The organism is Streptomyces sp. NPDC087215 (genome assembly GCF_044744885.1).
Classification (GTDB): Bacteria; Actinomycetota; Actinomycetes; order Streptomycetales; family Streptomycetaceae; genus Streptomyces.
Genome location: NZ_JBIUZD010000030.1, coordinates 8,623 through 18,931, shown reverse-complemented (window position 1 = coordinate 18,931; position 10,309 = coordinate 8,623). Strand labels below are relative to the sequence as shown.

Annotated in this window: 6 protein-coding genes and 1 pseudogene; 5 read left to right on the top strand and 2 right to left on the bottom strand. The window is 74.7% G+C overall.

Annotated features, from left to right (window positions below; genetic code table 11):
- Positions 1 to 801 precede the first annotated feature (801 nt).
- Positions 802 to 1,875 carry a transposase gene (locus ACIO92_RS33970; RefSeq protein WP_366446362.1) on the bottom strand — a complete coding sequence of 358 codons (1,074 nt, stop codon included), beginning with the start codon at positions 1,873 to 1,875 and terminating at the stop codon, positions 802 to 804.
- A 137-nt stretch (positions 1,876 to 2,012) separates the two neighbouring features.
- Here ACIO92_RS33970 and ACIO92_RS33965 point away from each other — a divergent pair, with 137 nt between their 5' ends.
- The 5 genes and pseudogenes from ACIO92_RS33965 (at position 2,013) to ACIO92_RS33945 (ending at position 7,702) form a co-directional block, all read left to right on the top strand.
- A complete protein-coding gene (locus tag ACIO92_RS33965) occupies positions 2,013 to 2,921 on the top strand; it encodes a zinc-binding dehydrogenase (protein WP_366446363.1) in 909 nt (302 codons plus the stop codon).
- Between the two features lie 536 nt (positions 2,922 to 3,457).
- Positions 3,458 to 4,234, top strand: a pseudogene (locus ACIO92_RS33960) (SGNH/GDSL hydrolase family protein); the annotation flags it as partial.
- 419 nt (positions 4,235 to 4,653) lie between these two features.
- Positions 4,654 to 5,793: a bifunctional DNA primase/polymerase gene (locus ACIO92_RS33955; protein ID WP_402284387.1), complete on the top strand. Its 1,140-nt coding sequence runs from the start codon at positions 4,654 to 4,656 to the stop codon at positions 5,791 to 5,793.
- Entirely contained in the window at positions 5,790 to 7,301 is a 1,512-nt protein-coding gene (locus ACIO92_RS33950; RefSeq protein ID WP_402061336.1) for a phage/plasmid primase, P4 family, read from the top strand. Before ACIO92_RS33955 ends, ACIO92_RS33950 begins: the two co-directional genes overlap by 4 nt.
- Positions 7,298 to 7,702 carry a DUF6009 family protein gene (locus ACIO92_RS33945; protein ID WP_366446365.1) on the top strand — a complete coding sequence of 135 codons (405 nt, stop codon included), beginning with the start codon at positions 7,298 to 7,300 and terminating at the stop codon, positions 7,700 to 7,702. Before ACIO92_RS33950 ends, ACIO92_RS33945 begins: the two co-directional genes overlap by 4 nt.
- 1,098 nt (positions 7,703 to 8,800) lie before the next feature.
- Here the strand turns inward: ACIO92_RS33945 and ACIO92_RS33940 are convergent.
- Entirely contained in the window at positions 8,801 to 9,985 is a 1,185-nt protein-coding gene (locus tag ACIO92_RS33940; RefSeq protein ID WP_366446366.1) for an acyl-CoA dehydrogenase family protein, read from the bottom strand.
- Positions 9,986 to 10,309 lie beyond the last annotated feature (324 nt).

Sequence of the window (10,309 nt, the reverse complement as noted above, 5' to 3'; positions counted from 1 at the left end):
TGAACGCGCACCGCTCCGGCACCGTGAAGGGCCTGACCGCCGAGATCGGCGCGTCGGTCACCTCGGGCGCCTCGATCTGCGACATCAAGGACTGAGACGGGCGAGGCACTGCGCCCGGGAGAGGCCCGGGGCCGCGGGAAAGGCCCGGGGCCCGGACCTCTCCCGTGCGAGGTCCGGGCCGCGGGAGAGACGCGCGTGGTCACGTGGTCGAGGCAAGGGGGCCGCGGTCGAGGCGGGTGCGCCGGTGGCACTTCGGCCTCTGCCGGAGCGATCCGCTCCCGGGCTGCCCGAGCACGCACACACCCCGTCTTCCCCCCCATCCCGTCCCGCTCCCGGCCCATCCCATCCCGGCCCGGCCCGGCCCGGCCCGGCCCGGCCCGGCCGCGAAGAGTGGCGTCATCCGCCCGGAGACCGAGCCGGTCATGTGCTTCGGGATACCCGTGGTGCTCGTGGTGCTCGTGCCGACGGAGGACCGGGGCGGCTCGTTCAGCAGCGCGCCGACGCCGTCCGCGCGGGCCCCGGACGGACGTCAGTGACCGGGCCGGGGCGGGGCGGGGCGGGCCGGGGCGGGGCGGGCCGGGGCGGGGTGCTTCCGTTTCGTGCCGGCAGGGTCCGCCGCAGCGGGCCCTGCCGGCACGCCGTCCCACCCGGTCCGGCCGCACTCGCCGTGCGCGCCGTGCGCGGGCCTGCGGCCGGACCGGGCACCGCGGCGGCGCGCGGCGGCGCGGGGCGGAACGGGGCGGAACGGGGCTGCACTGGACGGAACGTGCGTCGCCGGGTCGGGCACCGGCGGCGCGGGGTTCACGACAGTTCGTCCTCGCCGAGTTCCAGGGTGTCCACCGCGTACGCCGCCGACACCAGGGTCATGTGGTGGTTCCAGCCGGGGAACGAGCGGCCCGTGAAGTCCGCCATCCCGTAGTCCTCGGTGACCGCCGTCAGCGCCTCGCCCGACGTGGCCCTGAGCCGCAGCAGTGCGAGGAAGTCGTTCGACGCGCCGTCCAGCATGTTCGTCAGCCACACCCGGCGGGGGCGGTCGCGCGCCGGGGACCACTCGGCGAGCAGCCGGAAGCGGCCCGTGCCGTAGCCCCGCAGATCGAGGCGGGCCGGGGAGGCGAGTGTCACCAGGGGTGCGCGTACCGGCGGTTTGAGCACGTTGGCCCGCAGCCGCTCGGTCTCTCCCAGCGACAGCAGGAAGTCCGCGCCCCGGTCCAGGAGTCCGGCGGCGGCCCGGCAGGTGTCCCCGGCGCCGCGCAGATCGAGGATCACGGGCGGTGTCCCGCCGCGCCGTGTCCGCGGGGCCTCGTCGAGGAGCTGGAAGGCGAGCTCCTCCAGGCAGTGGCGGCGCACCCCGTCGGGGACCCGGCCGCGTTGCCGGTGCTCCGCGTCCTCGCCCCAGGCCCGGTTGAGGTAGAGCCGCCAGTCGACGGGCAGGCTGCGGTCCCGTTCGGTGAGGAACAGGCCGAGCGAGACCTGGCAGTTGACGGAGCCGCCGGTGGGGGTGGGCCGCCGGTGGACGCCCACGATCCGTTCGCCGTACTTGGGGACGAGGGCGAGTTCGAGGACGGTGGCCCGCAGGTTCATCCGCTGGGCCGCGAGGCGGCCGAGGGCCCGGCGGGACGGCTGCCAGTCCCAGGGGCTGTGGTTGACGAACTGCTGGAAGGCCTGGAGGTCGGCGGCGCAGTTCGTCATCGCGCGGACCGTCTTGCGGCCGGGCGAGGTGAGCAGCGCGCGCAGGTAGGCGGTGGCACAGCGCCGCTGGTCGGAGCGGGGCAGGCTTCCGAACACCGTGTTCACGAACCAGGCCGGGACGGGGTCGTCGTGTCTGTGGCCGGTGTCGTCCGGTGCCGGGCGTTCCTCGGTGAGCCGCTGTGTCATCTCCGCCCCTCGTTCCTCGGCCTGTCGGGCTCCAGAGTGGCGAGTCGTTCTTGAATCCCGCGTGAGCGGTGTGTCCGGGCCCGGGACCTGGTGGAACGGCGCCCCGTGGGTGGGGGCTGCCGGTACGGTGCCTGATCATGCTGGCGATACAGTTCGACCGTTTCGGCGGTCCCGAGGTCCTCACTCCCGTCGATGTGCCCGTCCCGGTCCCCGGGCCCGGCGAGACCCTGGTCACCGTGGAGGCGGCCGGTGTCAACTTCGCCGACCTCCTGCAGGTGGACGGGTCCTACCTCTCCCCCGATCTGCTGCCCCATGTCCCCGGTGGTGAGGTCGTCGGCAGGACGGGGGACGGCCGCCGGGTCCTGGCCAAGGTCACCCGCGGGTACGCGGAGCGGGTGGTCGCCCGGGAGTCCGCTCTCGTCGTGATCCCCGAGGAGCTGGAGGCGGGCCGGGCCCTGGCCCTGCTGACCCAGGGGCTCACCGCCTGGCACCTGCTGCGGTCGGCGGCGCGGCTGCGGCCCGGCGAGAGCGTCGTCGTGCACTCGGCGGCGGGCGGGGTGGGCAGTCTCGCGGTGCAGCTGGCCCGGGAGTTCGGTGCGGGCAGGGTGCTGGCGGAGGCGTCCACGCCGCAGAAGGAGCGGCTGGCCCTGGACCTGGGTGCCGACGGGGTCGTCCGGTATCCGCTGACCCCGCGGGCGGATGTGATCCTGGACGCGGCGGGCGGGGAGCTGTTCGACCGGGCGCTGGGCTCGCTGGCGGACTTCGGGCGGCTGGTGACGTACGGGAACGCGTCCCGTGGTGTGTTCGCCCCGCTGGATCCGGCGAGGCTCAGCAGGCTGAACGCGGCCGTCGTGGGCTTCTGGCTGCGGCCCGCCCTGGCCCGGCCGGGGGGGTTGCGCGAGCCTTTGGAGGAGCTGATCGCGCTCACGCTCGGGGGGCGGCTGCGGCCGGTGACGGGTGTCGAGTATCCGCTCGCCGAGGCCCGCACGGCCCATAGTGATCTGCGGGAGCGGCGTACGACGGGCAAGGTCGTCCTGCGCCCTTGACGGCGGGAACCGGGACGGCCCCGGCCCCTGAGCCCACCCCTACACGGCCACCCGCCCGGCTGCCCGGCTGCCCGGCTGCCGGGCTGCCGGGCTGCCGGGCTGCCCGCAGGGTCGCCTGCCCGGCTGCCCGCTCCGGGAAAACAGACCGTCCGTGCGGAAAACTGACACTCTCTTCGCTTCTCCGTTGGCCCGGTGCCCCGCCCCGTCCGAAGCTGGGGCCACGAGACGGCGCGGGAGCAGGTGCCTCATGCCCTGACTGCCCTGCCCGTGCCGCCTCACCGTGACTGCTCCGGTGCCTTCGGGCACCGGCCGGAGCCGAAAGGCGGGAGGGCCAGAAGATGAGGGAAGGAACCCGTCCGCCGTCCGCCCGGTCCGTCCCCGGCCCGTCCGCGTCACCCGCCGCGGGGCCGCACGCGGCCCTCGCGGCCGGTCCGTACACCCCACCGCGCATCGCCCCGCGCCCGGCGCCCGGCGCAGGCCCGTACCCCTTGACCGGCTCCGGTCCGCGCCCGGTACCCGGCTCCGGTCCGGACACCGTGCCCGGTGGCGGCCCGGCCCCCGGCATCAGTTCCTACGCCGCGCTCGGTGACAGTTTCACCGAAGGTGTCGGGGACGAGACCCCCGGCGGCGACGTGGTCGGCTGGGCCGACCGGCTCGCCGCCCAGCTGGCCCGGCACTCCCCGGGCCCGGAGTTCCGGTACGCCAACCTCGCCGTGCGGGGCAAGATGCTCGACGCGATAGTCGAGGAGCAGGTGCCCCGGGTGCGGGAGTTCGCACCGGACCTGGTGAGCCTGTGCGCGGGCGGCAACGACATCCTGCATCCCGGCAGTTCCCCCGACGACATCGCCGTCCGGCTGGACGCGGCGGTCGCCGAGCTGGCGGGCGCGGCGGGCACGGTCCTGGTCTTCACGGGCTTCGACCCCCGTGACACTCCGGTCCTGCGCAGGCTGCGCGGGAAGATCGCGGTCTACACGGCCCATGTCCGTGCGATCGCAGACCGGCACGGCTGCGTGGTGGTCGACCTGTGGTCGCTGCGGATCATCCAGCATCCGCGGGCCTGGAGCGAGGACCGGCTGCATCTGTCGTCCGAGGGCCATGAGCAGGTCGCCCGGCGGGCCGCCGACGTCCTCGGTCTTCCCCGGCCGCCGGAGCCCGCCGCGGCCTGGGCGCCGGAGTGCCGCCCGTGGGGGGCCGGACAGCTCCAGGACCTGCGCTGGCTGCGTGCTCATCTCCTTCCGTGGGTGGCGCGTCGTCTGCGCGGGCAGTCGGCCGGGGACGGCATGAGCCCCAAACGCCCCGACCTCGCACCGCTGGCACGGGCGGCAGCTCCGCCACCGGCGGCGGCCCTCGTGCAGGCCGCGCCACCGGCACAGGCAGCGCCACCCGCACAGGCGCCACCGGCACAGGCACAGGCACAGGCACAGGCAGCGCCACCGGTACAGGCGCCTGCGCCGGGAAGGGCCACGGCCCCCTGAGCGCTGACGCCCGGTCCGCTGTCCTCGGGCCCCACTGACGTCCTGACCCACGGCCGCCGTTCGTGCGGAACGCCGCCGGAGAGTGTCGGGACCGCCGAGGCTGCCGGGCGAACCCGGTCTTCCCCCCACCGGTTTCGCCCGGCACCTTGCGCCCCCTGCCCGCACAGGCACTCACCGGATTTTTTCCCCCGCCTCCTCCGACCTGCTCGGAGCATGTTCCGGCTTCGAGTCGCTCCGGTCGCCGAGAGGACCACCTCATGCCCCCTGACCTGGGGACACCGTCCAGCGGCTCAAGAGGCCGCGGCGACAGCGGCCGGGACGACAGCGGCCGGGGCGGCGCACGCCCGGGGTCTCCTGTGGAGATCGCCCTGTGGTGCTCCCGGAGAGGATGGCCCGTGCATCCCCTCGCGCCCCGCCGCAAGACACCCGGGGCGAACTGCCGGGAGTGCCAGGCCCGTACCCACACGCCCCAGGACTGCCCCTGCATCCCGGCCGGACGCTGGTGCCACGGCTTCCACGCGGCCACGACCGACGCCGCCAGGATCCGGGCCTGGTGGGGGCAGCAGCCCGGCTCCGGCGTGGGCGTGGCCTGCGGCGGCGCCGGTCTCGTCGTCATCGACGTGGACGCCCACGACGCCCCGCGCCCGCAGCGGGAGCGGCTGCTGCCCGGCATCCCCATCCCCCCGGCGGTGTCCCTGGACGGGCTGCGCCACGGTTTCCACAGCCTCGCCCTGCTCGCCGCGCTACGCGGCCGGCCCGATCCGGCCGAGGACTGCTCCACCCTGCGCGTCCGCACCCCGTCAGGAGGTATGCACATCTGGTACGCGGCGGAGCCCGGGCAGGCGTGGCAGTGCTCGGCCGGATCGAGCCCGTCGCGGGCACTGGCCTGGCAGGTCGACGTACGCGCCCACGGCGGCTACATCATCGCCCCCGGCACCGTCACCGACGCCGGGCGGTACACGGCGGTCGGGGGTGTCCGCCGCCCCGCGCCGCTGCCCGGCTGGCTCGCCCTGGAGCTGGCCCGGACGGGACACCTGCCCGCACCGCCGCCCCAGCGCTCCGGGTCCCCCGTGCCGCGGCGGGCCCGCGCCGCGGTCATCGCCGCGGGCGGTGGCCGGGCCGTCGCGGGCCGGACCCTGGCCACCGTCCTGGCCGCGGTGTCCGCCTGCGCCTCCGTCCCCGAGGGGGCCGCCTTCAGCGACAGGCTCAACCGTGCCGCCTACACCGCGGGAGGGCTGGTGAGCGCCGGTCATCTGACCGACGCCGACGCCGAGTCCGCGCTGCTGGCCGCCGCGCTCCACGCCCGCCCCACCCAGCAGCGGCGGGCCCTGCGGATCATCCGCAGCGCGATGAGTGCCGGCCGCCGGCGTCCCCTGATGCCGGGAGACTTCTCGTGACCCGCGTACCCGAGTCCCACGACGGGCTGTTCGACCCGGCGGAGGTGGCCCGGCAGATCCTGCTCTCGGCCGCGCGGGCCGTACCGCCGCAGGCGCCTCCTCCCGCGGTGACGCCCCACGCGACCGAGGACGGCCTGCTCCCGGACAGTCTCAGCGACCGGGGCAGCGCGAAGCTGTTCGTGGCCCTGTACGGGCGGGACTTCCGGCACGTCCCGGGCATCGGCTGGTACCGCTGGTCGGGGTACCGCTGGGCCCTGGACGAGGACGACACCGTCGTCTGGGCCGCCGGGGAGATGGCCGAGTCCCTCGCCGAGAACGACCCGGCAGGCCGGCACAGCACGACGGACCTGCGCCGCCACAAGCGCCGGGCGCTCTCCACCTCCGGTATGAGGGCCATGCTGCTGCAGGCGAAGGCCGCACCCGGCATGGTGCTCAACGCCGCGCTCCTGGACGCCGACCCGTACGCCCTGTGCACCCCCAACGGGGTGGTGGACCTGGCGACCGGCCGGCTCTCGGTCCCCGACCCGGACGAGCACTTCCACTCGCGGGCCACGAGCGTGGCCCCCCGCGCGATGCGCACGCCCCGGTGGAACCGGTTCCTGAGCGACACCTTCGGCGAGGACGACGACGGCCACAAGCTGATCGGCTTCCTCCACGAACTGCTCGGCTACTCCATCACGGGCGACGTCGGCGCGCAGATCATGCCGTTCCTGTACGGGCAGGGGAAGAACGGCAAGAGCGTCCTGCTGGAGGTGATGGTCAAGCTCCTGGGGGACTACGCCGACGCCGCTCCCCCGGGCTTCTTGATGGCCCGCCCCTTCGAGGGGCATCCCACCGACCTGGCGGAGCTGCACGGCCGCCGCATCATCGTGTGTTCCGAGCTCAAGCCCGGTGACCGGTTCGACGAGGCCCGGGTGAAGCTGCTGACCGGCGGCGACCGGATCAAGGCCCGCCGGATGCGGCAGGACTTCTTCAGCTTCACCCCGACGCACAAGCTCTGGCTGCTCGGCAACCACCGTCCCGAGGTCGGGACCGGCGGGTACGCCTTCTGGCGCCGTATGACGCTGATCCCCTTCGAGCGGGTCGTGGCCACGGACCGGCAGATCGACAACCTCGCGGACGTCCTGGTGACCGAGGAGGGGCCGGGCATTATGCACTGGCTGGTCCGCGGGGCGGGCCGGTACCTGGAGGGCCCCCGCGATCTGACGGGCCCCGACCAGGTCCGGACGGCCACGACCGCGTACGCCGAGACCGAGGACCACACCGGGCGTTTCCTCGGCGAGTGCTGCACGCTGCACCCCGCGATGCGCGCCGAGCAGCGGCAGCTGTACAACAGCTACACGGGGTGGTGTCAGATGGAAGGGGCCAACCCCGTCTCCTCCCGCTCCTTCGCCGCCCGTGTACGCGAGACCATCGGTATCAGCACCCCCAGGCAGATGATCCTGTCGAATCAGCGGAAGTTCTACCCGGGCATCGGACTCGACACCGAAGGGGGCGGGAGAGTATGAGCGCGCTCATCGAACCCGAGCAGCTCAGCTCCGAGACGGAACTGGTGTGGCTGGAGGACATCGCTCCGCTCGACTACGTACGCCAGACCCTGGACCGGCTGGCGACCCGGCGGGGCAGACCCGCGTACCACCGGGCCGGCCGGATGGTCGGCTACGCGCTCCTGGGCCCGCAGGCCCGTTCCTCGCGGGCCTCGGGGACGTTCGTGCGCCGGGTGTTCTGGCTGCTCCCCCACGACCGGGACGGGCAGCCCGCGGGGCTGTACGCGTCCGGCGCGCCGTCCGAGGCGGTCGACCCCCGCACGGTGGCGCCGGGCGTCAAGGGATACAAGACCCAGCGTTCCGAGGGCGGTCCGGAGTCCGCCGCGATGCGCGAGCTGGGCATCACTCTGCCCGAGGCCTGAACACCGGCCCCGGGGACCGTGGTGCGATCTGAGCCGCCGCCGGGAGACACGGTTCACTGCCGGAAGGCGCGGGGCGCTGGCGGGAGGCGCGGGGTGCGGCGGAAGGCGCGGGGCGCTGGCGGAAAGCACGGGGCGCGGCGGGAGGCGCGGGGTGCGGCGGGAGGCGCGGGGTGCGGCGGGAGCCCGGCGGCCGGAAACGCGGCTCGGGCGGCCGAAGACGCTCCGGCCGCCGGGTCTCCGCGGGCCCCAACCGGCCCCAGCGACTGAGGACAACAGCGGTCCAGCGACTCCGGCAGGCTCCAGCCGCCGCCCGGTCGCTGCCCGGTCGCTTCTGGGTCGCTGGTACACAAGTGCAGGTCGGAGCAGCCGTGCCCGTTGTTTCAGCGACTGTAGCGACTCAGGATCCGGGTCTATGACGGCATTCCCGTGTGCCGTGTGCGTGTGTGCGTGTGTCATAGATGGGGTGTTGAGTCGCTTCGGTCGCTGTTCTGCAGGTCTTACGCCCTCTGGCCTGGGTTTTCTCCGCAGCGACTGACAGCGGCTCAGGAATCCGCGGTCGCTGTGCGCTCAGTGGCCGGGGTCGCGGTCGCTGTTCCCTCGGTCGCTGTCCCGAATCCGGTACGGGTACGGGTCCGGTACGGGCCCCGGGGTCGGGTCGGGGTACGGGCGAGGGGCGGGGGGGGGGGGGGGGGCCCCCCCCCCCCCCCCCCGGGGGCGGCCCCCCCCCCCCCCCGCGGGGGGGGAGCGCAAGGGGGTTGGCCCCCCCCCCGGCCCCCGCCGGCCCGCCGGGGGGGGGCCGGGGGCCCCGGGGGGGGGCCCCCCGCCGGGGGGGGGGGGGGGGGGGGGGGGGGGGGGGGGGGGGGGGGGGGGGGGGGGGGGGGGGGGGGGGGGGGGGGGGCCCCCCCCCCCCCGCCCCTCGTGGGTACTGCCCGGCTCCGCCGGTTCCGTGTCAGTCCTTCAGGTGGTTCCGCCCCGGCCGGGCCTCGGGAGTCCGGCCGGGGTCTCGCCGGGTCTCCGGGCGGTTGCCCGCTGCTCCGGTGTCTCCGGTGTTTCTGGTGTCTCGGGGTTTCTGGTGTCTCCCGGTGGTTCCCGGGGTTCCTAGAAGAACTCGGTGTCGGGGTCCAGTCCGACCAGGACCCTGCCGTAGGCCTCGAAGCCGCCGAGCGGGGCCATGAGCCCGTGCAGGGCGAGTCCCTGGATGTCCCGGTGGACCCGCTGGAAGGGCTGCGAGCGCTGGATCACCGAGGCGCCGCTCACCGAGTGGAGGATGTCGACGGCTTCCTTCGACAGCAGGACCGCGTAGGTGATCTGGCTGCGGATCTCGACCCGCTCCTCCAGGGACATCCGCTCGCCCGCGTCCGCGGCGCTCTGCATCCGCAGGGTCCAGCTGTCGGCCAGTGCCTTGGCGGCCGAGATCTTGTTCGCCGCCGCCGCCACCTGGAACTGGATGTACGGGTGCGTCCGCTGCTCCTCCCAGTGGGTGTAGGCGATGCCCTTGCCCGGCAGCCGGCCGAGGAACAGTTCGAGCCCCGCCCGTGCCATCCCGAGGTAGGCCGCGGCGGACAGTGCCATCACGTACGAGGTGAGGCCGTACTCCCGGCCGCTGCCCTCGGCGTGCGCCCGGCCGGCGACCGCGCCCTCCAGTACCTCGAAGCCGTCCACGACCCGGTGCGCCGGGACGAACAGGTCCTTCACGGACGAGGTGCAGCTGCCGGTACCGGCTGCCGAGGAGACGTCCCAGTCGTCCGTGAGGACCATGTCGGACGCCCGGACCACCGCGTAGACCTCCTCGTGCACGTCGTCCGTGCGCTCGACGAGGGCGGCGAGGATGTTCCAGTCGGCGCCGCGGATACCGGTGTTGAAGCGCCAGCTCCCGTTGAGGACGAAGCCGTCCTCGGTGCGGGTGGCCCTGCCGGTGGGGGTGAACCCGCCGGAGACCTTCAGCGACCCCCCGCTGGCCGCGTAGATCTCTTCCTGGGCCCGGTCGGGGTACTGCGAGATCATCCAGGCGCTGGAGATCCAGGCGTTGGCCACCCAGCCCGTCGATCCGCAGCCCCGGGCGATCTCGGCGACGAGCGCGAACTGGTCGGCGAGCGGCAGGTCCAGCCCGCCGAACCGCTGCGGCACCGCGGACCGGAAGACCCCGGCCTGGTCCAGCAGTTCGATGTTCTCCTGTGCGAGCCAGCCCCGTTCCTCGGTCGCGCGTCCGTTGTCACGGAGGGTCCGCACGCTCTCCCGCACCGCTTTCAGTACGGTGCCGGCGTCGATGTCGACCGTGGCCATCCTGCCTCCTCTGCCGCGAATTCATCCGGTTCCGCCGACTGTACTGCCGGTTCATTCAACCGTTTCCGGAATTCGCTCACACCTCGGTCATCGCCGGGACTTCGAATTCGATGAGCGTTCGGTTACCGATATCTGAAAATCTTGGAGCTTTTTCCGGCCGGGGCGGGGAACGGGCCGGGGCGGTGCCGGGGCGGGGCGGGGCGGGGAACGGGCCCGGGGGGGGGGGGGGGGGGCGGGCGGGCCGGGGGGGGCGGGGGGCCCCCCACCCCCCCCCCCCCCCCCCCCCCCGCCCCCCCCCCCCCCCCCCCCCCCCCCCCGCCGGGG

What these genes read in the sequence shown, in the direction of transcription:
- ACIO92_RS33970 (WP_366446362.1), bottom strand. Translation starts at nt 1,875, where the DNA reads ATGACACAGCGGCTCACCGAGGAACGCCCGGCACCGGACGACACCGGC.
- ACIO92_RS33965 (WP_366446363.1), top strand. Translation starts at nt 2,013, where the DNA reads ATGCTGGCGATACAGTTCGACCGTTTCGGCGGTCCCGAGGTCCTCACT.
- ACIO92_RS33955 (WP_402284387.1), top strand. Translation starts at nt 4,654, where the DNA reads ATGCCCCCTGACCTGGGGACACCGTCCAGCGGCTCAAGAGGCCGCGGC.
- ACIO92_RS33945 (WP_366446365.1), top strand. Translation starts at nt 7,298, where the DNA reads ATGAGCGCGCTCATCGAACCCGAGCAGCTCAGCTCCGAGACGGAACTG.
- ACIO92_RS33940 (WP_366446366.1), bottom strand. Translation starts at nt 9,985, where the DNA reads ATGGCCACGGTCGACATCGACGCCGGCACCGTACTGAAAGCGGTGCGG.